Annotated in this window: 27 protein-coding genes; 11 read left to right on the top strand and 16 right to left on the bottom strand. The window is 55.7% G+C overall.

Translation table 11 applies throughout. The features are described 5' to 3' along the window. Nucleotides 1-3: 3 nt before the first annotated feature. The 6 genes from Q0932_RS09035 to Q0932_RS09010 all read right to left on the bottom strand — a co-directional run bounded on the left by Q0932_RS09035 (nt 4) and on the right by Q0932_RS09010 (nt 7,024). Nucleotides 4-2,538, bottom strand: coding sequence for a DUF3987 domain-containing protein (locus Q0932_RS09035; protein ID WP_299351572.1), 2,535 nt, complete (start codon nt 2,536-2,538; stop codon nt 4-6). Then, nucleotides 2,535-2,819 (bottom strand): hypothetical protein, encoded by a 285-nt coding sequence (locus Q0932_RS09030; protein ID WP_299351570.1) that lies wholly within the window; start codon nt 2,817-2,819, stop codon nt 2,535-2,537. Before Q0932_RS09030 ends, Q0932_RS09035 begins: the two co-directional genes overlap by 4 nt. A 98-nt stretch (nt 2,820-2,917) precedes the next feature. Continuing rightward, a complete protein-coding gene (locus Q0932_RS09025) occupies nt 2,918-3,097 on the bottom strand; it encodes an AlpA family phage regulatory protein (RefSeq protein ID WP_299351569.1) in 180 nt (59 codons plus the stop codon). Between the two features lie 150 nt (nt 3,098-3,247). Further along, a complete protein-coding gene (locus Q0932_RS09020) occupies nt 3,248-4,123 on the bottom strand; it encodes a hypothetical protein (protein WP_299351567.1) in 876 nt (291 codons plus the stop codon). Further along, entirely contained in the window at nt 4,123-5,340 is a 1,218-nt protein-coding gene (locus Q0932_RS09015; RefSeq protein ID WP_299351565.1) for a site-specific integrase, read from the bottom strand. Before Q0932_RS09015 ends, Q0932_RS09020 begins: the two co-directional genes overlap by 1 nt. 442 nt (nt 5,341-5,782) lie before the next feature. Then, the gene (locus Q0932_RS09010; protein ID WP_299351563.1) at nt 5,783-7,024 is read right to left on the bottom strand and encodes a membrane dipeptidase; all 1,242 of its coding nucleotides are present in this window, start codon (nt 7,022-7,024) and stop codon (nt 5,783-5,785) included. Nucleotides 7,025-7,291: 267 nt separating this feature from the next. Here Q0932_RS09010 and Q0932_RS09005 point away from each other — a divergent pair, with 267 nt between their 5' ends. Continuing rightward, the gene (locus Q0932_RS09005) at nt 7,292-8,260 is read left to right on the top strand and encodes an AraC family transcriptional regulator (protein ID WP_299351561.1); all 969 of its coding nucleotides are present in this window, start codon (nt 7,292-7,294) and stop codon (nt 8,258-8,260) included. Nucleotides 8,261-8,503: 243 nt separating this feature from the next. On the opposite strand, the gene Q0932_RS09000 is transcribed toward Q0932_RS09005, so the two are convergent. From Q0932_RS09000 to Q0932_RS08970, 7 genes are read right to left on the bottom strand one after another with little or no spacing between them, the layout of a single operon-like run. Continuing rightward, complete coding sequence (locus Q0932_RS09000) at nt 8,504-9,370, bottom strand: dioxygenase (protein WP_299351559.1); 867 nt, start codon at nt 9,368-9,370, stop codon at nt 8,504-8,506. Between the two features lie 11 nt (nt 9,371-9,381). Then, a complete protein-coding gene (locus Q0932_RS08995; protein WP_299351557.1) occupies nt 9,382-10,686 on the bottom strand; it encodes a TRAP transporter large permease subunit in 1,305 nt (434 codons plus the stop codon). Beyond that, nucleotides 10,683-11,234, bottom strand: a complete 552-nt coding sequence (locus tag Q0932_RS08990) for a TRAP transporter small permease (RefSeq protein ID WP_299351555.1) — start codon at nt 11,232-11,234, stop codon at nt 10,683-10,685. The genes Q0932_RS08995 and Q0932_RS08990 overlap by 4 nt, the downstream gene beginning before the upstream one ends. Before the next feature lie 33 nt (nt 11,235-11,267). Beyond that, a complete protein-coding gene (locus tag Q0932_RS08985) occupies nt 11,268-12,341 on the bottom strand; it encodes a C4-dicarboxylate TRAP transporter substrate-binding protein (protein ID WP_299351553.1) in 1,074 nt (357 codons plus the stop codon). A gap of 48 nt (nt 12,342-12,389) precedes the next feature. After that, entirely contained in the window at nt 12,390-12,848 is a 459-nt protein-coding gene (locus Q0932_RS08980; protein ID WP_299351551.1) for an OsmC family protein, read from the bottom strand. Between the two features lie 12 nt (nt 12,849-12,860). Then, on the bottom strand, nt 12,861-13,526 hold the full coding sequence (locus tag Q0932_RS08975; RefSeq protein WP_299351549.1) for a malonic semialdehyde reductase: 666 nt from the start codon (nt 13,524-13,526) through the stop codon (nt 12,861-12,863). After that, complete coding sequence (locus tag Q0932_RS08970; RefSeq protein WP_299351547.1) at nt 13,523-14,407, bottom strand: fumarylacetoacetate hydrolase family protein; 885 nt, start codon at nt 14,405-14,407, stop codon at nt 13,523-13,525. Before Q0932_RS08970 ends, Q0932_RS08975 begins: the two co-directional genes overlap by 4 nt. A gap of 88 nt (nt 14,408-14,495) precedes the next feature. Here Q0932_RS08970 and Q0932_RS08965 point away from each other — a divergent pair, with 88 nt between their 5' ends. The 10 genes from Q0932_RS08965 to Q0932_RS08920 all read left to right on the top strand — a co-directional run bounded on the left by Q0932_RS08965 (nt 14,496) and on the right by Q0932_RS08920 (nt 22,514). Beyond that, the gene (locus tag Q0932_RS08965) at nt 14,496-14,882 is read left to right on the top strand and encodes a YciI family protein (RefSeq protein ID WP_299351545.1); all 387 of its coding nucleotides are present in this window, start codon (nt 14,496-14,498) and stop codon (nt 14,880-14,882) included. 43 nt (nt 14,883-14,925) lie between these two features. Continuing rightward, entirely contained in the window at nt 14,926-15,591 is a 666-nt protein-coding gene (locus tag Q0932_RS08960; RefSeq protein ID WP_299351543.1) for a GntR family transcriptional regulator, read from the top strand. Nucleotide 15,592: 1 nt separating this feature from the next. Continuing rightward, nucleotides 15,593-16,891 (top strand): malonyl-CoA decarboxylase, encoded by a 1,299-nt coding sequence (locus tag Q0932_RS08955; protein ID WP_299351541.1) that lies wholly within the window; start codon nt 15,593-15,595, stop codon nt 16,889-16,891. After that, complete coding sequence (locus Q0932_RS08950; protein ID WP_299351540.1) at nt 16,888-18,387, top strand: malonyl-CoA synthase; 1,500 nt, start codon at nt 16,888-16,890, stop codon at nt 18,385-18,387. The genes Q0932_RS08955 and Q0932_RS08950 overlap by 4 nt, the downstream gene beginning before the upstream one ends. Before the next feature lie 145 nt (nt 18,388-18,532). Next, a complete protein-coding gene (locus Q0932_RS08945) occupies nt 18,533-18,919 on the top strand; it encodes a transcriptional repressor (RefSeq protein WP_299351539.1) in 387 nt (128 codons plus the stop codon). Between the two features lie 32 nt (nt 18,920-18,951). Further along, entirely contained in the window at nt 18,952-19,566 is a 615-nt protein-coding gene (locus tag Q0932_RS08940; protein WP_299351537.1) for a DUF2796 domain-containing protein, read from the top strand. 2 nt (nt 19,567-19,568) lie between these two features. Then, on the top strand, nt 19,569-20,267 hold the full coding sequence (locus Q0932_RS08935; RefSeq protein ID WP_299351535.1) for an ABC transporter ATP-binding protein: 699 nt from the start codon (nt 19,569-19,571) through the stop codon (nt 20,265-20,267). Next, nucleotides 20,264-21,514 (top strand): ABC transporter permease, encoded by a 1,251-nt coding sequence (locus Q0932_RS08930; protein WP_299351533.1) that lies wholly within the window; start codon nt 20,264-20,266, stop codon nt 21,512-21,514. Before Q0932_RS08935 ends, Q0932_RS08930 begins: the two co-directional genes overlap by 4 nt. Further along, on the top strand, nt 21,511-22,017 hold the full coding sequence (locus tag Q0932_RS08925; RefSeq protein WP_299351531.1) for a DUF3299 domain-containing protein: 507 nt from the start codon (nt 21,511-21,513) through the stop codon (nt 22,015-22,017). Before Q0932_RS08930 ends, Q0932_RS08925 begins: the two co-directional genes overlap by 4 nt. Continuing rightward, nucleotides 22,011-22,514, top strand: coding sequence for a DUF3299 domain-containing protein (locus Q0932_RS08920; RefSeq protein WP_366141398.1), 504 nt, complete (start codon nt 22,011-22,013; stop codon nt 22,512-22,514). The genes Q0932_RS08925 and Q0932_RS08920 overlap by 7 nt, the downstream gene beginning before the upstream one ends. Nucleotides 22,515-22,552: 38 nt before the next feature. Here Q0932_RS08920 and Q0932_RS08915 read toward each other — a convergent pair whose 3' ends face one another. From Q0932_RS08915 to Q0932_RS08905, 3 genes are all read right to left on the bottom strand, one after another. Beyond that, nucleotides 22,553-23,557 (bottom strand): Ldh family oxidoreductase, encoded by a 1,005-nt coding sequence (locus tag Q0932_RS08915; RefSeq protein WP_299351529.1) that lies wholly within the window; start codon nt 23,555-23,557, stop codon nt 22,553-22,555. A 206-nt stretch (nt 23,558-23,763) separates the two neighbouring features. Continuing rightward, nucleotides 23,764-24,867, bottom strand: a complete 1,104-nt coding sequence (locus tag Q0932_RS08910) for an alcohol dehydrogenase family protein (protein ID WP_299351527.1) — start codon at nt 24,865-24,867, stop codon at nt 23,764-23,766. 65 nt (nt 24,868-24,932) lie between these two features. After that, nucleotides 24,933-25,475, bottom strand: a complete 543-nt coding sequence (locus Q0932_RS08905; RefSeq protein ID WP_366141406.1) for a cupin domain-containing protein — start codon at nt 25,473-25,475, stop codon at nt 24,933-24,935. Nucleotides 25,476-25,517 lie beyond the last annotated feature (42 nt).

Raw genomic sequence — 25,517 nt, 5'->3', positions numbered from 1 at the left:
CAGTCAGGCCCTCACGATTTGGTAAGCTAAACGTCGACCAATACCGTCAACCTCAGCACCCTCAGGGAGGCGCCGCACCCAACCATGGGTTTCAAGTATTGCCAGATAGGATTTGGCTGTCTTGGTCACTCGCAGCGAGTTCGGTCCCCTTTGGGATACGTCGCCAAGCAGGATGGTATCAGGAGACCGTTTCATGGACCTAGCGATGGCAGGCCAATCATGCAGCAACCAAAGCCGCAGCTGTTCTGCCTGGTCTATTTCTGTGGAAACCTCTGCCGCTTCTGCCAAGCGCTTAGCCTCACTCAGATAGTAACCTGCCAAAGTGAGTGCATGAGCCATCGTCTCCGGCGTCACTTCATTGGCACTGAGGTCATCCCACAGGGTCAACGCTCCGGCTATTCTTGCGGCTTGTTCGGGGCTTTTAGAAGCAAAGGCGGTGATGCCCGCAAACTCCCCTCCACTGGCCTGTGCCTTTTCTACTTGCTGATAGTATCGCCACAGGAGTTCCTTGGCCGCGGAGGACAGTGGCAACTGACGTGGCATAAGCTCTTGAGGGTTGTCATCTGCTGTTGGCTTCGGTGTGCACAGAATGGATTTCAGGCGCTGGGCGAATGCTAATTCTGCTAAACTGCTAAACTCGGAGTGCCCACGTTTCAATCTGTGGCCGATTGCGCTGGGCGGCTCCGTGATAAGAAAGCGCGCAAGAAAGCCCTGACCACTGGCAACCGGGTCTGAAAGCAGGGGGCGGGCCACAATGGGTTGCACCATCAAGTGCGCGGCCAGCCTGCGTGAATAGAGCGTGCTGGCACCGTCACCGGCACGGGTTCTGTTGATTGGGTCGCCTCCCCACAGTGCAGATAGCCCTGCCACGGTCTTCAGGCGGTTATCGCTACTCATGGCATGACCACCTAGAAACTGCCCGCCTTCATCCGAGAACACGCCCAACGCAGGTTGGCCGGAGGCATAAAGCTTATGCAGCCCCTCTAGTGTGGGCTCAGTAGACGTCAGGTTTGGTGACAGTGGCGCGGGAGGTTCCTCGCCCAGCGCATCCAGGTCAGCCTGCGCGGCAACGCGATTGCCCGACTTCTTTTTGAACTCTCCCATGATTTTATCATGGTCTGCCTTCCACAGCGCTTGAGCACCTTTCCAGGCATTCAAGTCGTCGCGATACTCCGCTGCCTGTTCCCTTTCAAAGTCCTTTAGACCTGCCATCAGAACCTTGTCAGTTGCGCTCTTGCGCTCGCCCGATTGTGCCACTGTAAGACAATACAGCGAGATAGGTGCAAGCCCGTGCATGGTCTCGACGTCGGCAAAGGCCTGCACGGCCAGAGAGGCGACGCTCAGGGCGCTTTGGGCTGCTATGGCGATTGGTGCCTGCGTGATGTCGTGAGCTGCCTCTACGGCGCTCTGAAGTGGGCCCAGCGCCGACACGGGATAGGTTTCGCTTTCGGGAAGTTCTCGCAAAAGGGGTTGCGGGCCTTCTGCGGCCAGCGGCGGAGAAGTCGCCACTTTCGCATGGCTATTGCGCAAGGGCATGGTTGCGTCGCGTTGCGCCATTATCTCACCCCAAATCTTTTTAGTTCTAGAAGGCCCCAAAGCTTCCTTCAGCAAGCCCAGCGCAGGAGCGATTGAGCTTACTTCACTCGGGCTGCCAGCACTGTTCCAAAGGACCTGAGCGTCCTGAAGGCTGCAAGGGGAGCCCCCTGAATACCGCAAGGAGAATGAGAGGAAGTCGCCTTGAAGGGCGCCCCCGAAGGCAACCCGCAAAGACATTGCCAGCTTCACCCAATCCTCGCGACCAAGAGTGTTCGGTGCCTCGGAAAGTAGCAGGCGAGTGGCTTCCAGGGTTTCCTCGTCTGTCGGGGCAGTGTGCCCTGCATCAAGCGACCAACCTTGCGACGAGGCCACCTGCAAAGAACTGGATTGAGTTCCTGCTTTGCGCGCTTTCGCTGCGGCAATCGCAGCGTTCACCGCTTCAACCGGGTAGGACGGTAAATCACCCGCGCTAAGCGCTTCGGCAAGACTGCGCCCTTCATAGGTATAGCGGGCTCCGCTGGCCATTACCGAGCCGGGTGCGATGATGTAGCCGCCATCTCCTCGGGTGTCGACGTGAGACGCCACTTGGTGGCTGCTTGTCTTGGCCCCGTCGACATGGGCAAAGAGCAGTTGAATGCCCATGCTTTGGGTTCTGACTTTCACTTCGCTGGGCGTTAGCAATCCGAGACTCTCCAGTTGGCTCTCCCCCACTGCTTCACCCGTCAGGCGGTCAATGTCGCCATCCAGAACCGATATTCCGGACACTGCTCCAGTAGGCATTCCTACAACCGCTTCAGGTTTTGCTTGCCACCATCGGTCAATCTGCTCTGCGTCAGTGGATGCTGCCTTGAAGCCATTCGAAGTTAGGGGCGACTTGGCTTTGGCTTTGCCCGCGTCCGCCGCCCTACAGGGAAACACGGGCAGCCCAGCGCTTGCCAGCCTTCTTGCAAGGTCGTGGTTGGCTGTGAATGACGCGACCAACTCTTGTGCTGCATTGCTCATTTCGAGGCCACCTCATTGGCCAGTTCTTTGGCAGAGCGAGGAAAGCGAAGCACGTGGTGGTGGGCGGAACTACACAGCTTGTAGTGTGCGATGTTTTCCGGCCCGCGATACTCAGCCAGAATTGGCCAATCGTACTTTTTTCGGAGGTTGTGAATGATGGCACCTAAACGCCAGCCCTTCACCTCACGGATTTCTGTTTTGTGGGAGATGTTGCGCCCATCCAGAAGCGCTTTGCAGGTCCAGTAGACCCGTGTTTGATTGCTGTACCAGTGACTGCTCATTGGGATTGCCCTTTGTGTCAGAGGCGCATCTAGGTTAGGGTGAGCTGAATCATTTTGTCCCCTGAAACCTGCGCCCGTTAAATTGGGTGCGGGTTTCTTTATGCCGCTTGGCGTTCTTGGAGCCACTTGGCGAGAACGCTTTCAGGCCACGCTACGGCGCTTCGACCTATCTTTATGGGGCGCGGGAAGCAGCCTTCGTCCATCAAGCGATAAATTGAGGAAGTGCTAAGTCCGGTCAGACTTTCGACTTCTGGGCGGCGGTAGTGTTTCTCCAGCATGGCGCGGAACCTCTTTGGATTGGTTGCGGTGTGCTGGGAATGAAACCTAAAAAGGACTGTAGAAATAGGCCTTCAGAATAGGCAAAATGGACTGTCAACTTTTGCAACGGGTTTTGCATCAATCTTGGCAACTTTTGCGAAGAGGTTTTGCTAACTTTGGCCTCGCTGAATTTCAGTTACCGCACGCCTGAGAGTGTCTACTGAAACCGAAAGGCCTGTAGATTTGTTCACTTGCCGAAGTACTACGAGCCATGGATCAGATCCATGTCCATCCGGATATAGCAAACGGTACGCCTCAATTGTTGCCAACCGTTTGTTGGCTGGGCGTCCACCAGTGGTGGCGAACTTGTCGTCGATTGCGAAATCTCTCCAAATTGCAAGAAACTGGTCTTCAGCATCTCCTGCTTTAACGCACAACGACCATCCTTCGAACGGTCGAAGCACCTCAACTATCCCATTGAGGTCTTCTATGTCCACGTAATCATACGACATGACAAAATCGTAGCTTTCAAAACAGATTGTGTATCCTTGTCGTTCATAGAAGAGGGGCATTTCGTGGTACCTATGGGCCATCCCCAGAGTCTCGGCAAACTTCCATGGCTGTAGAAAATTGGGGTTTGCCTTCTCGTTTTCGAATTCGGACCAAAATTCGTCGGTTGGCCAGTCTAACAGACGATATTTCGAAACAAAGGTCTTCGGAATCTGTGTGGGCTCAAGTGTTCTCATCAGTCCGCTAAGCTGTAGCCCAGAAAATTTGGACTGACTACTGATCGATCTTAAATCCAAATGCATCATTTGCCCACTTGGAGAACAAATCCAGGTTTTTTGATCAAAGTGTTCAAAAAGTCGGGCCTCAACATAATCAGCTGGAGAAATTGTGGAGAATACTTTTTTCGGGGTTGGATAGCTAAATTCCTCAACATCTTTTATAACCTTGTCACACAATTCGGTTGCCGTTTTGTAGGCAGATTCAGGAATTTCACTAAATATGTGAGAAAATGGTACGAAACCGACTGGCGCAAACATCACCCAATCCTCGCAATTTTTGGTTTCTCAGAGGCTAGGTAAGTAGCCCAGCTATCCATCATCTGTCGCCGCTTCTCGAATAGGTCAGAGCGTGCATATGCGGCTTCTGACTTATCCTTGATGGTGTGAGCCAGCGCGGCTTCAGCCACTTCTCTGGGGAAGTTGGTACGCTCTTGTGCCCATGTTCGGAATGAAGTGCGGAACCCATGTACGTCAGCGTCAAAGCCCAATTCTTTGATTAATTTGGAAAGCGTCATGTCGGATAGCGGCTTGCCGCGCTGATTGCCGGGAAAAACACAATCTGAATCGTCCGACATGGCTTCTGCCTCCTTAAGCAGTTCCAGTGCGCGGTCCGAGATTGGAATGCGGTGCTCTTTCTTCGCCTTCATTCGTTCTGGCGGAACAACCCAAGTTGCGATGGCTGCGTCGGAAACAGAAGTTGCTCCGTGAAAATCAAACTCAGCCCAGCGCGCCAGACGTGTTTCGCCGGATCGGGTTGCTGTAAGCACCAAGAACTCCAGTGCCAGCTTCGTGGTTGCACTTGCTTGCGAGGATTTCACTACTTCCAAGCAATTGGCTACCTCCGAGTAGGGCAGGGCCTTGCGATGTTTCTGTGTTTTGTCCTGCTTTGGAAGAGCCTGTGCAATCGCCTCGGCAGGGTTGTCTTGCCGCCACCCTTGAGCAACAGCCCACTTCATGATGGTGCCAATCCGCTGGCGAACACGGCGTGCGGTTTCAGGTTTCCGAGTCCAAATCGGAGTAAGCACCTTCAGAACGTCGGCGGTGGTCACGTCGGCGACCTTGAGGTTGCCCATGTAGGGAAAGGCATAAGTTTCCATTGTGCTGATAAACTGCGCCGCGTGTTTGGCGTTGCGCCAAGTTGGCTTGTGCAGTTCGTGAACTTTGCGGGCGGCTTGTTCAAAGGTGAGAACGGCCTGCGCCTGCTTCTTGGCGGCAAGAGGGTCGCCACCGGCCCGAGCGAGCTTACGATTTGCCAAAGCAACCTCCCGAGCTTCAGCAAGGGTGACAAGGGTGGGAGAGCCAAGGCCCAACTCGCAGCGCTTACCGCGAATGGTTATGCGCTGGACCCAGAAACGAGAGCCGTTTTTCTCAACCCTTAGGAAGAGGCCTTGTCCGTCGAAGTATTTGCCCGGTTCTTTGACGTTGCGGACAAACTGCGCATTCAGTGCTCTTTCCGGTCTGCGAGTGCCTTGCACGATGTGCTTCCCCCAATTCTTCCCCCATAACTTGGGGGAAACGGTAGGAATGTTCAAGACCTCTTGGCAAGATTATTCGGTTAATGTTTCTGACAGACAGTTACTTATGGAAATGTATAGGAACGGGTTAGAATGTAGGTAGGCGGACTTCGTCTCCGCCACCTACCTTTGTGTCAGTTTCCCCTGCAGAATTGCTTTGATAATGATCCGCTTTTCCGGTCGGGTGCATGATCGTGCTTTGAACTGAGACTCACCTTCAGTTGGAATTCCCTGTCTGGTTGCAAGAAGACTCACCGGTCTTGTTGTGCCGGTGGGATTTGTCAGAAAAGCTCTTGGACGGCTTCCCTGCCGGAGAGGAGAAGTCTGCCTGTCTGGGCAAACGCGGCCATTCCGATAAGGGTGTTCCGACTGCGGGCTGGTACAAAGCATCGCGAAAGCAGGATCAACGAGAGTAGAAGTGCTCCCGCAGTTTTTTGCGCATTGCTTTTCGCTTTGGCAGATCTGCGGCAAACTGCTCAGCCGATACACCTTCCCAGAGTTGAGACCAGACCCGCATCTTATTGCCACCATAGATCTTGGCAAGATCTTCATTGGTGTAGCCGCGTGCCCAGAGATCATCCGTAATCGCGGCAAGAATCTTGGAGAGCTCACCGGCGCCCGTTGCGCCCTTGTCAAAGGCGTTTGTCATGTAGCCGTCATCGGCATAAATATCTGCATTGGCCGTTGCAAAAGCGACAATCAATTCTTCGCTGAACATATCGTCCGTGGCGATGGCAACATGGTCAACGCCCACCAGATTGGCATAATAGTCGATCATATCAGCGGCCTGTTTCGGGCTGATATCATCGGGCCAAATACCATCCATCATCCATTCGGTGAACGTCGGCGACACATAGCCGCCAGACTTGGCGGCACGGATTGCCTCTTCGTCCGTGATGTTGCGATAACATCCGTTTGGAGTGGCGTTTGGTTCGTCCTTATAGAGACCCGCCGGAATTGAATGGGTATAACTGAACGGAACGCCCGGATAGTTCCCCTCCATGTAGTCCATTGCGTCTGTCGCCGTCTTGTACCCGGTATGGCTGAGATCCAGCATGATGCCATAGCGCACCATTTCATCAATCACATCCTCACCCCAAGGTGTCAGGCCAAGCACGGTGCCATTAAATTCGGCCAATCCTCCGGAACCGGTGCGAAACACATCGTTATAGGCAAGGATCATGCTCTTGATGCCCATGTCGGCGATCATTGCCATCTTGCGTAGGTCACCATCCAAAATCGTTGCCGTCTGGCTGTTCCAGATCACCGCTGTCTTGCCGTGCAAATGCGCGGACTCGATGTCGCTGATGCTGTTGACGAACTGATAGTTCTCGGGCTGTTCGGCCATTGCAGAGCGGAAGTGGTAGTGCTGTGTGATTAGATCGTTGAACGTCATGCTGGCAGCCGTCAGAGTCATCTCGTGACCGGTGATTCCATTTTCGCGAGCAAGAGCAAAGTAATCCAACAGTTGTTTGTTTTCGGTCCAACCTGTTCCATAGGGGCTGGCCAGCATCCCGATGACGATTGTGTCTTTCACAAACTGTTTGGCCTCATCTGAGGCAGGCCATGTTTTAGAGTTGTCACTTGCGAAAGCTATGCCCGCAAGAGCTGCCGTCAGAGCAAACGCCAATAATGTTTTTTTCATAAGAAACTCCCAGTTTTTCTTGCACCGCACTGCGGCCCTGTCGTCAATGTTCAGGTGCCGCTCCCGTCGAAAAGTAAACTGATAAACACAATGAGGTTCGCGTGCCTTACCCAACGATCCGAGAGTGATGTTAAGGGAGAAAACGCCGTGCTATCTCTGAAATAGCATTCATTTCGTAAGATGAGTCCATGTTGTTCATTTAAAATGACAGAAACACCTGATTATGATGTTACTTAACGCATAATGAAAAATTCTTTGATTCCAACGATGAGCGTTGCGTTTCTTCAACCGTTCTTCGATGAACTGTTACGGCGCGGCACAAAAAGATCAGAAATGGCGGCACGCGTCAGTCTGCAAGAAGATGCTCTGTTTGATCCCTCTGTTACCTTGCCCGCCAACACTGTCTACGCATTCTTAGGTTGGGTCGTGACCAGTACAAATGACCTGCTGATTTGCGACCGTATCGGGCAAAAAATGGCAAACGGCGATTGGACGCCTCTGCTTCCTCTTATGACCTCTGCAAAAACCGTTGGCGACTTCCTGCTGAAGTTCAGCATGATGTCGTCCGAACGAAGCCGAGCTGCGACTTACAAATTGGAATCCGAAGGGCCAATAGCTTTGTGGCGATTGCTCCGGGCAAAAGGGGCCAGCTCCGAGGCATGTTACGCTGATGCCGTAGCAACAGGCTTTTTTGTTGGGATCCTCAAGTCGGCGGCGGGACGCAACTGGGAGCCTTCGAAAGTTATTGCCGTCCTCCCTGACAGCTCACTTGTTTCGACGGATCTGCTGCCATCAACTTCCAAGTTATCTGGCCAGGCAGGTCTGATCCTCAGATTTCCATCCGCATATCTTGCCTTGAATATGCCTGCTATCTCCCCTCCCTCTGATTTTGTAGACGTAGACATACCCAGCAAGTTGGAAACAACATTTGCAGAGCGGGTCCGCCAATTGATCGAACTCCGTATCTCGGAACCCGACCTGGGCGTGGACACCATTGCTCAGGACTTGGGGCTGTCGCGTTGGAAATTGCAGTCTCTCCTCAAAGTCGAGGGAATGATGATTTCGGAAATTAGGGGAGAAGTTCGAAATAGGCTCGCATTGGAGCGCGTTGCAACCACGAAGGATTCTGTGTCCTCAATCGCTGCAAGCCTAGGATACACAAACAGCTCCAACTTTACGCGGGCATTTCGTGGGTGGACAGGCATGTCACCTCGAGATCACCGTAAGACGCGCTGAACTGTCTGTGGGCAAGATGTACTCTCGATCCGTAGCCGCCCAAGGGCGTTGTCATAGGAACTCTGAGTGACGTGGGCAGGGTGGTCTTCTAGCTATAGGTTTTGACCGCACCGCCACCCACCATTCTTTTGCAATGGCGTGTGGCGAGGCTTCGCCCCTGAGGGGCGGTGTTATTGTGAACTTACCAAAACCGTCACATTTCAAAGTCTTGCGAGCGCCCATACTTGGGCATCACCCGCGCAACTAGGCACTTGCGAGGGTGACGTCGAATTCGACATAAAGGAACGGTTCGGTCACTTTGCCAGACAGGGCCAACCCATCTGGAAACTCGGACGCCGGTTTTTGGTGATAGGTCATCACCAGGTCATCCCTGACACCAAACACGGTATCTTGGTCCAAGTAGGGGTCGTCTTCGGGGAAAATCTCGGTGACCAGTGTACGATGTCCCGGCGCTTTGATGATGTAGTGCAGGTGCGAAGGCCGCCAGGGGTGGCGTCCGCAGGCACTCAGGATGTCCCCAACAGGTCCGTCTGACGGCACGGTGTACTCGACCGGCTTAACGGTCGTGAAGCAGTAGCGACCATCATCCCCAACGGTCATCAGACCGTGGAAAGAATAGGTGTCCTGTTCTTCGTCCTGACTGGCGTACATGCCGTTGGGCGCGGTTTGCCAGATGTCCAGTTCGGCCCCGGCAATCGGATTGCCAGCCTCGTCCCTGATTGTCCCTTCAACCAACAGCACAGGGCCACCGTAGTGACGTTTCATATCACCGCCAATTTCCAGCGGTGGGGCGCCAGAGACATGGAAGGGCCCAAGCACTGACGAGCTGGTGGCCGAGGGGGTGGAATGCAACATGTCCACCAGCGATGACAGGCCCAGAACATCCGAGGCCAGCACAAATTCATGATGGTCTTCAGATTCCACCGCCGCGCAGCCTTCGAGAAAGGCAATCCCTGTGCGCCATTCGTCATGCGTCAGGTTTGTCTCGCGCGCAAAATCGTGCAGGTGGCGCACAAGCGATCCCATGACTTCGCGCATGCGCGGATCAGTGTCTTGGGACAGGTAGCCCATGAAAACGTCGGTGATGTTGTCTTTGGTTACAGAACGCATGGAGTGGCTCCTTAGATGAGAGCAAGGCTTAGAATTGGGAACTCGATCAGGATGAACAGGATGATCAGCATGACAAAGGCGAAGGGCAGGGCGCCCATGAAGACGTCTTTCAGCGATATCCGGTCATCGTTGATCGTGGATTTGATGACAAAACACGAGATGCCGAGGGGCGGCGTAAGAAGGCCGATTTCCGCGCCAACCACCGTGATGATGCCAAACCAGATCAACGACATGTCCAGTGCTTCGGCCAAGGGCAGGAACAGTGGCACAACGATCAGGATGATCGAGGCGGTGTCCAGCAAGGTGCCAAGGAACAGCATCAAAAGCACATAGAGCAGCATGATGGTCCAGAACGATGACGTGTTGCCGGCCAGCAGGTCTTGCAGTTGGTTGGGCAGCCCGGCAAGCCCCAGCATCCGGCTGTAGATTGATGCAGCCGTAATCAGGAACAGGATGGCAGCCGTGATGTGCCCGGTTTCCAGCAGGGCATCCCAAAAGGCGCGTCGCGACATTGATTTGCGAGCGACAGCGATGATCAAGGCCACCAATGCTCCGGTTGCTCCGGCTTCAACTGCGGTCATCCAGCCCGTGTAAATTCCACCCAACACGATGGTGATCAATCCAAGGGTTGGCAGGGTCTTTGATGCGACCTCGCGCGCTGACATCCATTCGGTGTCAGCCACCACACGCCCGCCGACAAAACCGGGGGTGAACCGGCCCATGAACCAGATGGCACCGACATAGGCGATGGCCAACAGGATGCCGGGAATGATACCGGCAAGGAACATGTCCCCGACGGATTGCTCGGCCACAAAAGAATAGATGATGAGCATGGCCGAGGGCGGGATAATCATGCCCAAGACCGATGATCCTGCCACAACACCCACGGCAAAGCGCGGATTGTAGTCCTGGGCCATCATCTGAGGCACAGATACTTTGGTAAATACCGAAGCGGAGGCGATCGACGAGCCAGTCACCGCCGCAAACACGGCGTTTGCGCCGACTGTGGCCATGCCAATCCCGCCTTTGACCTTGCGGAACCGCATGGTCATGACTTCGTAGATGTCCTTACCTAACCCCGCCTTGGAGACTATGAGCCCCATAAAGGTAAACAGGGGGATCGTGGCAAAGCTGTATTCCATCGCGCTGTCGCCAACGGCCACCTTCAACAGGTTCAGGGCCAGCGTGAAGTTGTCCCGCATCAACCAGATCGAAACAAAAGACACCACACCCAGCGCAACGGGAATATACACGCCGGCGTAGATCAGGAAGACGATAGCAAGGACCGAGATCAGGCCTATCTCGATCGGGGTCATTTCGGGGCCTCATCATGTTCGGGCATGCGGATCATCTCGGGTCGGTCCCGAGCGGTGATCACTTTCAAAACAAAGATCACACAGGCCAACCCGGTTCCGGTGGTAATGACCAGCTTCACCGGCCACCAGGGCAGAGTGAATAGGCCAGGGACGCCGAAATAGTCCTGCGTGTGCCACATGTGTAGAAATTCGGGAAAGGTCACATAGGCGATCAGCCCCATAAAGATGGCAGATACAGCATTGATGATGCGGCGCATGGTGGCCGCCAGCGTGGGGCGGCGGTGCTGCATGATGCTGAGAAAGCCGTCAGAGCGTGTCAGCCGGTCAACGCGAACCACATCAGCCAGTTGCAAAAAGACGATCAGCACGACCGAGAACTGCACCATCTCATAGGTGCCTCTCAGCGGTGACGAAAACAGCCCTCGGGCAATCACGTCGACATTCAGGATAATCACCAGCGCCAGAACGACCAGAGTTCCCAGGGCGTTCGTGGTGATGGCGAGGGTATTGGCGACCCAGGACAGGCCAGCAACAGCGGATTTCAGCATTGTTGTATGGTCCTTTTCAGGGTCGCCAGAGTTTTATTCAGCCGTCCAGTCACGCACGCCAGTATAGCCTGCGGCCTCAAGCTTGCCGAGATAGGCCGCCAGCATGTCAGTGCCTGCTTCGCCGTTGTCGTTCAGCGTTGTGGCCCATTCTTGTGCCACATTGGGCATCGCGTTGGCCCAGGCTGCGCGGTCCTCATCTGACAGCTCAACGATCGTGCCTCCGGCTGCAACATAAGCGTCGCGCGACGCAGCTGCGCGGTCCATGGCGATACCTGCCACGTGATCACGATAGTCGATGGCAACGGCCTTCAGAACGTCTTTGACGTCGTCGGGCAGTTTCGCCCAGTAGTCAGCGTTCACGGTCACGGTTTTCGAGTTCACCGCGCCAAGGTCTGCACGCAACATGTAAGGTGCAACTTCTGCGATTTTGAAGGTCTTGGCCGCTTCGGGCCAGAGCATCGCACAGTCCACCAGACCGGTTTGAACCATGTTGTAGAAGTCTGTCAGGCCGCCACGCACGCCTGCCGCGTCTTTGATGCCTTCAAGATACCGCAGGTTCAGACCTGCACCGGCGATCTTGCGCCCTTCAAGATCCGCAACTGATGACACTTCGGCTGAACAGAACACCTGATAGGTGTCGAGAACAACGCCGGTGGCCAGATACACTTGGTTTTGCGCGGCAAACTCGTTCTGCATCGCTGGATATTCGCGGGCGATCTCGTCTACGGCCTTGGCGACGGCACGTGCGTCAGAAGCCACAAACGGAGTTGAGCCGGAGATGCCCTGGCTGGGTAGTTTCGACGAGTGGAAAATCGTGGTGACGATGCCGATGTCGCCAAGACCCAGTTGCACGCCTTCCAGCACGCCCTTGGGCTTTACGATGGAACCGCCATAGTTTTCCTGCCAGTTCATCTTGTAGGCGCCGGACTCGGCCAGACGACGGTCTACTTCGGGGATAAAGAAGTTCGAAAACTCTTTGACCCAAAGCGCGCGGTCTGGATAGCCGTCAATGACAACAGCCGAAACTGTTTCCTGTGCAGCCGCAGGCAGGGCCATCATGGCCCCCAGTGCGGCACCAATAAGGCTGAATTTAGCGCGTTTCTTCATTGTTTTTCCTCCCAGAAAGACAGGCCATAAAGGCCCTTTTGATAGGTCTTAGTTGGCCTTGACCCAATTCACTGTCAGTTTTGTCCCGGCCGCTTCAAAAAGTTTGGCAATGGCACAGTATTTTGCCGTTTCTGTGCCCACGCGCGCCAGCTCATCCCCAATGGCGCGCGTGTCACAGTTCACCGTGAGTGTTACTTCAGGGAACGGTACATCAATTTCTTCTTGCATCAGCACACCGCGCCGATCGAATTGGCAATCGGCATCAATCGTGACGACGCCCAGATCAACACCCAGACGTTCAGCATTCTTGTGGCCGATCACATTGGTGCAGGCGATTAGCGCGGTCAGCGCCGCTTCGGTCGGCGAGGGGCCAAGATTAGTGCCGCCGCGCTCGATAGGTTCATCAATGGTGACATTCAGATCCCGCAACGGGACTTCCGTGCGCGAATGCGTCGGACACTGAGCAGTGGTCCGGTAGGTCACAACTGATTTCATCCGTATGGCCACGGCGATGCCTCCTCAGGCGTATGAGCACACTTTGTCGAACGGGAATCTCGGCAGCTTTTGGAACAGCGCCGTTTCATCCGCGTAACCAATGTTGCACAGAAAATTGGATTTGAGGGTCGTGCCAGCGAAAAATTCTTCGTCGACGATTTTGTTGGAAAAGCCTGACATTGCGCCAATATCCAGCCCGACTGCGCGGGCGGCGATCATGAAATAGGCCCCCTGCAAGGTGGCATTTCGGTCGGCGGTCTCTTCGACATAGTCCGGTTTGCCATCAAACAGATGGCGGCGGTCTTCATGTGGAAAGGTGAAAGGCAGTTCTTTCCAGAATTCCATGTCCTGCGCGATGATCGCCGTGACCGGCGCTCCCATCATCTTGGCCACGTTCTGCGGCTTCAGGGACTTGGCCAGACGCTCTTTACCCTCGGGGCTTTTAACGAAGACAAACCGCGCAGGCAGCGTGTTCATGCTGGTCGCGCCGTTGATGGTGATGTCGTAAATCTCCTCAAGCAGACCGTCGGGGATCGGTTTGTCCGTCCAGGCATAATGCGAGCGGGCGTCACGCAGGATCAGGTCAATCGCATCGTCCGACAAACGGCTGATGCGGCCGCGCAAATCGCGGTGATCTTGCTGTGCCTTGGCGCGCAGGGCGTCCAGTTCTGCTCCGGTTGGGGCGTTCATTCTGCGGCCACCTTTTTGCTGGCGTCTTTTTCGTCGATCACAGGGCTGGCACAGATGCCAATGCCTTCGATTTCAATCTCAACCGTTTCACCGGGCTTCAGCCAGCGCGGATTTGGCTTTTTGGCATGGCCCACACCTGGAGGCGTGCCCATGGCAATAAGATCGCCGGGCTCAAGCGTGGTGTATTCTGAGATGGTTGCGATGACTTTGCGCACGTCCCAGATCATATTGGCGGTGTTCGAGCTTTGCAGGATTTCTGACCCTACACGGCTCTCGATCTTGAGCCCTGCTGCACCTTCGGGCACCTCGTCCGGTGTCACCGTAAAAGGACCAATCGCGCCGGTGTCGTCAAAATTCTTTCCGGGCGTCCACTGGTGTGTCTTTCGCTGGTAATTGCGCACAGACCCGTCGTTGAACACGGTATAGCCGAACACGTGGTCCAAGGCGTCCTCTTCCGAGATGTGGCGACCACCTTTGCCAACGATCAGCATCAGTTCCGCTTCGTAATCCAACTGCTCTGAACACTCTGGGCGTACCATTGGCTGACCTGCGGCCATGATCGAGTTTTTTCCGCGCATGAAGAGAGCAGGGTACTCAGGAATATCATAGCCGCCTTCTTTGATGTGGTCGGTATAGTTCAGACCCATGCAAATAATCGTGCCCGGCGCCGCGACGGGCAGAGCCGGTGTGATGGAACTCACAGGCACGCTTGTTGCGTCCGCGATCTGGGATGCAACCGAATCGGCCAGCTCGGGGTGGGCAATCAGCCCCATCAGGTCCGGGCCAATGTCGGGGTTCAAAGCAGTAATATTTACGGCATTGTCACCGTTTACAACAAAGACCGAAGTGCTCTCCGACGTCTCACCCACCAGGTATTTCATTGCAGTCATCCTTGTCTGTTCTCTTGCTTTCTGCCGATTATTTTGTCATATGTCAAATAATATCGATATTTTTTAACGGGAGGCACCCATGGTCGCTTGGGCGGATTACAAATCAGAAGCAAAGAGCCGCGGGGCTTTGGCATTAGAGCTATTCGTGGCACACAGCACACCAGCAAAGGCGCCCGAGGACGTTAAGGGGAACCTGCCGGATCACCTGGCCTATCAGGCAGAGCTGGAGCGTTCCGGACAACTGGCTTTTGCCGGGCCGATGTCAGACGAAACCGGGGCGCACATGCAGGGTGTCGGCCTGATCATTTATCGTGCAGACAGTCTTGAGGCCGCCCGCAAACTGGCCGACGATGATCCGATGCACAAAAGTGGTGCGCGCAGTTATGTACTTCGGCGCTGGCTGATTAACGAAGGCTCGTTTACGCTTTCCGTGGGTTTGTCGACGGGTGGCTGCGATCTGAGTTGAAACCTGTCTTGGCAAAGAACAACAGTTTGGGGGACACGCCAAAATGAACGTCATGCTGGATACCGACGGCAAGGAAACGTCGGCCACTCATACAGCGTATTTGAAGCTGCGTGAGTTGATACTGACCGGAGAATTGCCGGCGGGGCAAAAGCTCAAGATCGAGCAGTTGCGCAAGCTGTTGCAAACTGGTGCAAGCCCGGTGCGCGAGGCCCTCAGCCTGCTGACCTCGGACATGCTGGTGGAGCGCCTTGATCAACGGGGCTTTCGCGCAGCGCCGGTGGGCAAGGCCAATTTTGAAGAGATCCTGCTGCTGCGCTGCAATCTTGAAGAGATTGCGCTTCGAGCTTCGATCGACAATGCAGATTCCGAGTGGGAAGACCGCCTGGTTCTGCGTCACCATCATATGAACCGGGCCAGCCAGCAAAAAGCCGCAGACTTTGAGGATGCGCATAAGGCGTTTCATATGGCGTTGCTGGATAATGCGAAGCTGCCCATGCTCGAACGCTACTGCGCACAGCTTTACGATCTCAATATCCGCTATCGGTATCTCGCCGCCGGCGGTGCAAGCTATCAGAAACGTAACATCGAAGCCGAGCATCAGAGCATTCTGGATGCCACCTTGGATCGCGATGCAGACAGTGCCACAAGCCATCTGATCGAGCACTACCGGCGGACCGGCGAGTACCTGAGCAGCCAGATGGACGGCTGACATGCAGCGCAATTGGTTTCTGGGGGACTTGCTGTCCCAACTGTTTGACCGTCCCGGACAAATCTGGGGCAAGGATGACAAACGCTCGATCACGGACCTTTGCGAAGCATTGCTGTCCGCCGAGGGCGAGGTTTCGGGGTATCAACTGGCTTCGACCGTTTTGGATCGCTATCGCGCCTTTGATGACGCGGAGAAACTTGGTTTTTTTCAGTATCTGAATGAGGCTTTAGAGTTTGATGCCGGGCGTATCTCTGAATTGGCGGGCCAGTATGCAGAAGATCGCAGCATCGAAGCATTTCAACGCCTGAGCAAAGCCGCCGAGCCACGCCGTCAGGAACTGCTCCGGCGCCTGAACCAACCCACCGGCGCCACCCAAGCCCTAGTGGCAATGCGGGTTGACCTCTTGCGCTTTGTGAAGACGCACCCTGAGTTGCGGCGGACGGATATTGATTTTGTGCATTTGCTGCGCAGTTGGTTCAACCGCGGTTTTCTGGTTTTGAAACAGATCAGCTGGGACACACCGGCCCGCCTTTTGGACAAGGTCGTCGCCTATGAGGCGGTTCATCAAATCAGCGACCTTGATGATCTGCGCCGCAGACTCTACCCACCGGATCGCCGGTGCTTTGCGTTTTTCCACCCCTCAATGCCGGATGAACCGCTCATTTTTGTTGAGGTTGCCCTGACCGCCAACGTGCCGGGCTCTATCGATGATCTGCTCTCCGAAGAGCGTGCACCGCTTGAGGCGGATCAGGCAAGAGTGGCCGCCTTTTATTCGATTTCGAATTGCCAAAAGGGCCTTGCCGGGATCAGTTTCGGAAATCTTTTGATCAAGCAGGTCGCCGCCGAACTGAAGCACGAGCTACCGGGGCTAGAGACCTTTGTGACCTTGTCTCCGATACCAGGCTTTAGTCGCTGGCTGGCCACCCAGCGCGAGATCGAAGATCACGCCCCGTTGGTCGAGGACATTCTGGCGGGAACTGCCACGCCCCAAGACTTGCGCATGATGGCGGCGCGATACCTTCTGAACGCCAAACGTGAGGATGGGCTGCCCCTTGATCCGGTGGCTCGCTTTCACCTTGGAAATGGCGCCGAGGTGCATGACCTCCATGCAGAGGCCGACACATCTGCCAATGGCATGGCGCAGTCCGGCGGTGCGATGGTCAACTATCTCTATGATCTGAGACACACAGAACGCCACCACGAAGAATTTGCCATGCATGCCAGCGTGGCGGCGGCTCGTTCGGTCCAGTCCCTGGCCAATGCCGCCCTGACAAGAAAGCCCAAGGAAAAAACCGCATGACCAACACCCTCTATGAAGCGCTGTTCGCGCCCCATGTTGGAAACTCCGCCGCATTTCTACAATGTGATGATGGCCGAACACTCTCATATGACGCGTTTCTCAAACGCGCCGCACAGGTGGCGCATGTTCTGAGCGACGCCGGGGTTCAACCCGGTGACCGGATTGTCGTTCAGGCACCAAAACTCAGCGATACTATTGCGCTTTATGCAGCGTCGGTTCAGGCGGGCGCGGTCTATCTGCCGCTCAACACTGCCTATACACAGGCCGAGTTGGTTTACTTTATCGGCGACGCAAGCCCGCGCCTGATCGTTTGTGATGTCCAAGACGAAGCCGCTATCAGCGAGCTGGCCAAAGCGCATGATGCAAGAGTTTTGACGCTGGGTGGCACGACAGGCAGCCTGAGCCTTGCGGCCAACGACAAACCCGAGAACTATGAGACGGTTGATCGCGGCCCCGACGATCTGGCGGCATTGCTGTACACATCCGGCACCACCGGGCGTTCCAAAGGCGCCATGTTGAGCCACAAAAACCTGTTGTCCAATGCCATTTCACTCACGGACCTCTGGGAGATCACGGACGGCGACCGCCTCATCCACGCATTGCCCGTCTTCCACACGCACGGGCTATTCGTTGCTTTGAACACATCGCTTCTCGCCGGAGCCGAGGTGCGCCTGATGGCGGCCTTTGATCTTGAGGTCATCCTGTCTGAGCTGCCCCACTCGACCCTTTTGATGGGCGTTCCCACGTTTTACACGCGGCTTTTGGGGGATGCGCGGTTCTCGCAAGACCTTGTGGCGTCGATGCGGCTGTTTGTGTCTGGATCGGCCCCCTTGTTGGCGGAAACCCACCGTGAATTTGAGGACCGCACCGGTCACCGGATTCTTGAACGATATGGCATGACCGAAACCAATATGATCACCTCAAACCCGTATCACGGTGACCGGCTGGCGGGTACGGTTGGGTATGCACTGCCGGGGACCGAGGTGAAAATTACCAATCCTGAAAGCGGAGAGGCCTTGCCCTCTGGTGACATCGGTATGATCGAGGTGCGCGGTGACAATGTGTTTCAGGGCTATTGGAAAATGCCGGATAAAACCGCCGAAGAGCTGCGCGACAATGGGTTCTTCCTGACCGGTGATCTGGGTGTCCAAAGTGCAGATGGGCGCGTATCGATCGTGGGACGCTCCAAAGATCTGATCATTTCGGGCGGGTTCAATATCTATCCCAAGGAAATCGAGGACGTGTTGAATGACATCGAGGGCGTCAACGAAAGTGCTGTCTTTGGGGTTCCGCATCCCGACTTTGGCGAGAGCGTCATTGCTGCGGTTGTCTTGCTGCCTGGCGCAGCTTTGACGGCAGAGGACCTGAAGACAACGGTTGAAACGCAGTTGGCCCGGTTCAAGCACCCGCGCCAATATGAGATTGTCAGTGAGTTGCCCAGAAACACGATGGGTAAGGTGCAAAAAAACGTCCTGAGACAAGACTACGAGACGTGAGAGCACCAAATAATCCGATCTTGTTTGAGGTCTGTGATTGCCAGCACGCGTGCGGGTTTCCGCGCGCGCTGCACAGCAGCGGGAATGCATGTTGAAATTTGTTATTTTATAAAATAACAATTCTTCCGAATCTTGGAGGAAGCCCATGCGCAAACAAGCCGCTGTTCGACAGGCCGATATTTTGAACGTTCTGAGGTCTTCCCAAGCGCCGATGTCGGCCTATCAAATCCTGGAACACCTTCAGAGCGACGAGCCGGACATAGCACCACCGACGGTCTACCGCGCTTTGGCGGCCCTGACGGACCAAGGTCGCGCACACAAGCTTGAATCCCTCAAAGCATTTGTGCCTTGCCGCTGTGATCACGGCAACAGCCTGCCGGTTCTGGCCATCTGCGGCGACTGCGGTTTGGTTGATGAACATGACGGCGAAGCCCTTTTGCCCAAATTGACCGCAATGGTGGCCCCAAGTCAGTTCAATCCGATCCGTCATGTTGTCGAAATCCACGGTCAATGTGGAAACTGCGCCAACTAATCTTAGTATTCTTTTATCCCGGAGTAATTCCCATGAAAAAATCTCTTCCTATTATGATGGCACTGCTTGCGACCCCGGTTCTGGCAGAAGGAACCCGTGAACTGGATAGCCATGAACATGGCGTCGGCGAGCTTAATATTGCGTTTGACGGCGATACCATCGCGATGGAGTTCCATGCGCCCGGCGCGGATATCGTTGGGTTCGAATACGAGGCCCAGAGTGCCGAGGATCGCGCATCGATCGATGCGGCAGTTGCTGCACTTGCCAAGCCGCTTGAGTTGTTTGTCATGCCTGCGGCTGCCGAATGCTCGGTTGTCCAAGCCAGCGCCGGGTTGGAGAGCGAAGACGCGCATGAAGAGCACGATGCCCACGAAGACGAGCACGAAGAACATGCCGATGACCACGCGCACGACCACGAGGATGATCATGACGACGATCATGCCGATGCAGATGGTCATACCGAGTTTCATGCCGAGTACGAACTGACCTGTGGCAATCCGAATGCACTGTCGGATATCACGTTTGCCTACTTTGGCACCTTCGAAAATGCCCGTGAATTGGAGGTCCAGATCGTATCTGCCTCTGGAGCACAGGCTTTCGAGGTCGAGCGGGACAACCCGAAACTTGATCTTCGCGGGATGTTCTAAACGTGACTGACGGTAGTATGATTGAGTTGAAGGATGCCGGTTTCCGCTGGCCGGGGCGGGGCGCTTTTGCCCTGACCGTCCCGGAGTTTTTCGTCGAACGCGGCGAAACCGTCCTGCTGCTGGGCGAGAGCGGTTCCGGAAAATCAACGCTTCTCTCGATGATCTGCGGAACGATTCTGGCGGACGTGGGGACCGTGGCCGTTGACGGCGTCGACCTCAAGACGCTGTCAGGCTGGTCCCGGGATCGGTTCCGGGCCGAGCAGATTGGGGTAGTGTTTCAGCAATTCAATCTTCTGCCGTTTGGATCTGTGGCCGACAACATCTTGTTGCCGTTGCGGTTTGCTCCGGGGCGCAGGAAAAGATGTGCCGCGCCAAAGCAACGGGCCGCTGAATTGTGTCAGTTGCTTGGCTTGCCGGATGGGATCACGGCCTCAAAGGCTGCCAACCTCAGTGTCGGCCAGCAACAACGTGTGGCCGTTGCCCGGGCGCTGATTGGTGAACCGCCGATCCTGATTGCCGATGAACCCACGTCGTCTTTGGATGAATTGGCGCAATCGAACTTTCTGGATCTGATGTTTGACCAGGTTGCCGCTCAGGGCTCGTCTCTCCTGATGGTCAGCCATGACCCGCAATTGGGAGAGCGGTTTGACCGGGTGGTTCGGATGACGGATATCGTGACTATCGAGAGGCAGGCCGCATGATTTTTCGACTGGCTGCTGGATCATTGATGGCACGCGCCATGACCGTAGGCATGACCGTTTTGGCCATTGCGCTGTCGGTCGCGCTGTTCCTCGGCGTTGAAAAAGTGCGGACCGGGGCCAAGGCCAGTTTCGCCGATACGATTTCGGGGACAGACCTGATTGTCGGTGCGCGCTCGGGGTCTGTTCAGCTGTTGCTGTATTCGGTGTTCCGCATTGGGAACGCGACGAACAACGTGACCTGGGAAAGCTATCAGGATCTGGCGGGGCGGTCCGAGGTTGAGTGGATCGTGCCCATATCGCTTGGCGACAGCCACAGGCAGTTCCGCGTCATGGGGACCAGCACAGAGTTCTTCGAACACTACAAATACCGCCAAGACCGCCGCCTCGAAACGCAAGCAGGCGTCGTCATGGATGACCTCTTTGACACGGTGATCGGTTCCGATGTGGCGCAAACCCTTGGGTACAGCGTCGGGGACCCAATTGTTGTCGCCCACGGACTGGCATCGTTCACAGAACACAAGGATCAACCGTTTCGGGTGTCGGGCATTCTGGCAAAGACCGGTACGCCGGTCGACAGAACCGTGATCGTGTCTATGCAGGCCATTGAAGCGATCCATGTTGATTGGCAGCGTGGCGCGAAGGTTGCCGGCCAATCGACACCAGCCGAAGTGATCCGCCAGATGGATCTGACGCCCAAGGCGGTGACGGCTGTGTTGGTTGGTGTCAAAAGCCCACTCAAAACTTTCGCGCTCCAACGGGCGATCAACGAGTATCCGGAAGAGCCGCTGTTGGCGATCCTGCCCGGCGTTGCGTTGCAGGAACTATGGGGCATTGTCGGTATCGCCGAGACTGCTTTGTTGGCGGTTTCAGCGATGGTTGTTGTCACGGCGCTGATTGGCATGATGGCGACGATCTTCTCCAGCCTCAATGAACGCCGCCGTGAGATGGCGATCTTCAGGGCGATGGGGGCCAGTCCAATTGCAATTCTGGGGCTTCTCGTTCTGGAAGCCATTTTGACGGCCGCCGTGGGGGCAATACTGGGTTTGGGGTTGCTATATGGGGGCTTGTTCATCGCGCAACCCATGATCGACAGCGCTTTTGGTCTCTACTTGCCGATTGATCCACCCGCACTACGTGAAGGGCTTGTAGTATTGGCGGTGGTCGCTGCTGGCGCAATTGTGAGCATGATTCCAGCACTCCGAGCCTACCGCTTGTCCCTTGCTGATGGTATGATGGTCAGAACATGACACACGTGAACAGAAGAAACCTTTTGGCGATGGGCCTTGCAGGGCTCTCAATTCCCCGGACTGGCTTTGCGGCCACGCCGCGGGAAATCACTTGGGATGACCTTATCCCACCGGGTGTGCCGTATTCCGAAATCGTCGGCGAGGGTGACTTGGATGAGGCAAACGACACATGGAACCCGATCTTTGATACGAACGCCACCAAGCTGAACGCCGAGCTGGATGGCGCCTACATTCGCATGCCAGGCTATATCATTCCGATCGAATTGGGCTCTGGTGGGGTGACCGAGTTCGTGCTGGTGCCTTATGTCGGGGCCTGTATCCACACACCGCCGCCTCCGCCAAATCAATTGGTCTTGGTCCGCACCGCTGATCCCTGGCCCAGTAGCAATCTTTGGGACGCGGTTTGGGTTGAAGGACGGATGCGCGCGCAGTTGATGTCAACAGAAGTGGCAGAAACTGGGTATGCAATGACCGCGGATCATATTGAGATCTACGTGTGGTAGGGCCAGCGCTGTCCCGTCGCGCTATGCTGGCTTTGACCGCCGCCGTTCTTGTTCCAAAGCTTGTGAATGCCGATGCGGTTGTTGACCTTGGTTGGGACGATCTGCTTCCAGAGGGACAAGTCTTTGTACCCAATTCCGTGCAGGGGCTTTTTCAGCATGACGAAACGGCGCTGGCCAGCCAGCAACCTCAATCGACCGGGGTAAGACCGGACTGGAACGGCAAGATCGTCCGTCTTCCGGGTTTTATCGTTCCGATTGAGCATGACGGCGCGGGTGTTTCGGCCTTTATTCTGGTTCCCTTTGTCGGGGCATGTGTTCACGTGCCACCGCCACCAGCCAACCAACTGGTTTTTGTGACGACCGAACAGCCCTATCAAAGCAAAGGCCTCTACGAGCCAGTGAATGTCACCGGAATGTTTGGAACGGCCTCCACCTGGACACAGTTGGCTGAAGTTGGGTATGCGCTTTCAGCTGATCGGATCGAACCCTACGACTAGAGCCGGGTTAGAGGTGCCCCAATTCACGGGGCAATCTCTTACAGCCAGGATCTGACCTTATCGAGGGTCGCCGTGTTGACGGCCACGCCCGCGTCACGGGCCTTGGCGGCTTTGCCGGTTCTGTTCTCGCCCGGAATACGTGCGCCATCTTGCGCATGGAACACGCCCAACAGTTGCTCAAGCCGCTCACGGAAATCACCGCCCGAGGTTGTGTCGGGGTTAATTGCAAGAAAGAACTGACCGGTTTTAGGCGGGCCGCCAACAGTGCCGGAAAACGGGCTGGCATGGGCGCCTAGTGTGGCCCCGGTCATGGCCGCGGCCATGGTCTCGACCATCAGCGCAATACCCACGCCCTTGTAACCACCAGACGGCGCCATGGATCCTTTGAGGCCCAGCTCAGGATCCGTTGTGGGGTTGCCATCTGCATCCAAGGCCCAGCCCAGGGGAATATCTTTGCCTTCGCGGGCGTGTTTCATCACTTCGCTTTTGGCAATGGCGCTGGCGCTTTGGTCGATCAAAAGGGCTGGCGTGCCGTCCGCATTGGGCGCCGCGATAGAAAAAGGATTGGTGCCGACCACAGGTTTTGATCCACCCGAGGGCGCGATGGACGCAGGCGCGTTTGTAAAGCCGATACCAAGCAGACCGGATTTCGCGAGCCGTCCGGTATGATAGCCAAGAACGCCGCAGTTATAGGAATTGCGGATCGCCAAGGCGGCCACACCCTGTTCTTTGGCCAGCGGAATAAGCGCGTCAAACCCTTTGTCGATTGCCGCATGAGCAAAACCTGTGCCCGCGTCGACGGTCACGACGCTACCGGCCGGATGTGTCAACACGGGCTTGGCTTTTCCATCAACCTTGCCGCACTGAACGTGCTCGCAATAGATCGGGATATAGGCAAGGCCATGGCTGGCGACACCTTCGGCTTCGGTTTCGGCAGTGGCCACGGCCAGCGGTCTGGCGTTTTCAGGGCTTGTGCCCGCCGCGACCAGCGCGTCAAAGGCCAGGGTTTCGATGTCTTGCAGTGTGAGCGTTTCAGTTTGCATCGTGTTCGGGTCTCCTGTGTCGACGCCGCGTCAGGGCGCAGTGTCTGTTGTCTCTGAGCCATGCGGGCACAGGTGATTTGTCAGGGGGTGAAGATAGAGGGAAAACCCATGCATGCCATCCTTTTCTGAGACTCTTGGGATCACTTTGTGGTTTTTCTGAAAAAGTAGCCCTCTGCGCGTTCGGTTTCCCGTGCAACCAAAGAAAGCTATGCCTCGGGAATCAAAACAAAATTACCGACATGGGACTTCTTCATGAAGTCGGTCTGGGCGGTCGCGATCTCGCTCAGCGGATAGGTCTTGGCCAGGATCGGTTTGATCTCTTGGTGCTCGATGTAGGAAATCAGGTTTGCAAACACAGGCTCGTCCCAAGCGGTGCAACCAATCAAAGTGATGTCTTTGAGATAGAAGGTCCGCATATCGAGCTGTACAATCGGGCCGCCAATCGCGCCGCTTGAGGCATATGTCCCACCACGTTTCAGGACCTCCAGCATGGCCGGGAACCCGTCGCCCGCGACGTTGTCGATCACCACATCAACGTTTTCCTTGCCCAGCACGTCCACAAGGTCTTGGCCGCGCTCAATGATGACATCCGCCCCGATCTCGCGCACCTGATCGATCTTGCGGTGTCCGGCAACCGCGATCACGGTCGCACCACGTCGCTTGACCAATTGGATCGTGGCCGAGCCGACCCCGCCCGACGCGCCCGCAATCAGAACCGTATCGCCAGATGTGACGCCTGCGCGATGCACCATGTTTTCGGCCGTGCCATAGGCGCAAGGGATGGTGGCCAGTTCGGCATCACTCCAGTCGCAGGTGACCGCAAAGGCTTCGCTGGCGGGGACGATCACATATTGCGCAAAGGCGCCGTCGAAATCAGAGGCCATCCAGATGTTATTCATAGAGCTGTAGCCATCAGGCCGCATGCAGGCGCGCACCAGAACACGCTCGCCAATCCGCGAGGGCGCAACCCCTGCGCCGACCTCGGCGATATATCCGCAGCAATCGGTGCCCTGAATGAAGGGAAACGGGGTTTCCTCGTTCCAGCCTCCGTCGCTGGCTTGCACATCCGTGGTGTCTTCGGTCGATGAGGACACGGACGAGGAATACCACCCTAGCCGGGTGTTGATCTCGGTGTTGTTCACACCGGCGGCGGCCACTTTGATCAGCACTTGCCCTTCGGTGGGGCTGGGGATTGGCACATCCTGATAGCTCAACATATCCACGTCGCCATTGCCCAGCGTCACAACCGCTTTCATCGTCGGTTGGCCTGAAGAAACCATGAAACGCTCGGGGTCTTTGTTGAACTGCATCGCTCTCTCCAAAAGGGCATGGCCGAAGTGCTATCTGTCCCGATCAAACAGTCCGCGGTCAAGGTTCAAAACGTCGGTGGCGTGCAGGCGCTGATAATGGTGCATTTCTCGGGGCCAACTTGTCGGAACCGATGTGGGTTGCGACTGTCAAAGTAATAGGCGTCACCGGGGCCGAGGATTTTGCGTTGGTCTCCGACAGTGACCTCAATGCGGCCAGACACAACGATTCCCCCTTCTTCGGCCTCGTGGCCATACATCACGCGCCCCGTATCTCCACCAATCTCGTAGGTTTCCGACAAGATCATCATCGCGCGCCCATAAAGGTTGGTGCCGACTTGCTTTAGCGATACCTTGCCTTTGCTGATCTCGGTCAGCTCTTCGGCGGCATAGAACACGGTCTTTTCGCCATCGGGTTCATAGGCGAAGAATTCCGACATACCCACTGGAATCCCTTCCAGAATCCTTCTCAGCGCGCCCACCGAAGGGTTCATTTTGCCCGACTCGATCAGCGAGATGGTTGAATTGGTGACGCTGGCCTTTTTGGCGAGCGCGCGCTGCGACAGCCCTGCATGTTCGCGAAAGGCCCGCAGTCTCAGCCCAACTTCCAATGCGTCTGGATCACTGTTGTTCATGTTTCCAATACTCAACGG

This window comes from uncultured Shimia sp., assembly GCF_947498095.1.
Taxonomy (GTDB): Bacteria; Pseudomonadota; Alphaproteobacteria; order Rhodobacterales; family Rhodobacteraceae; genus Shimia.
This window is presented reverse-complemented; position numbering and strand designations above follow the sequence as displayed.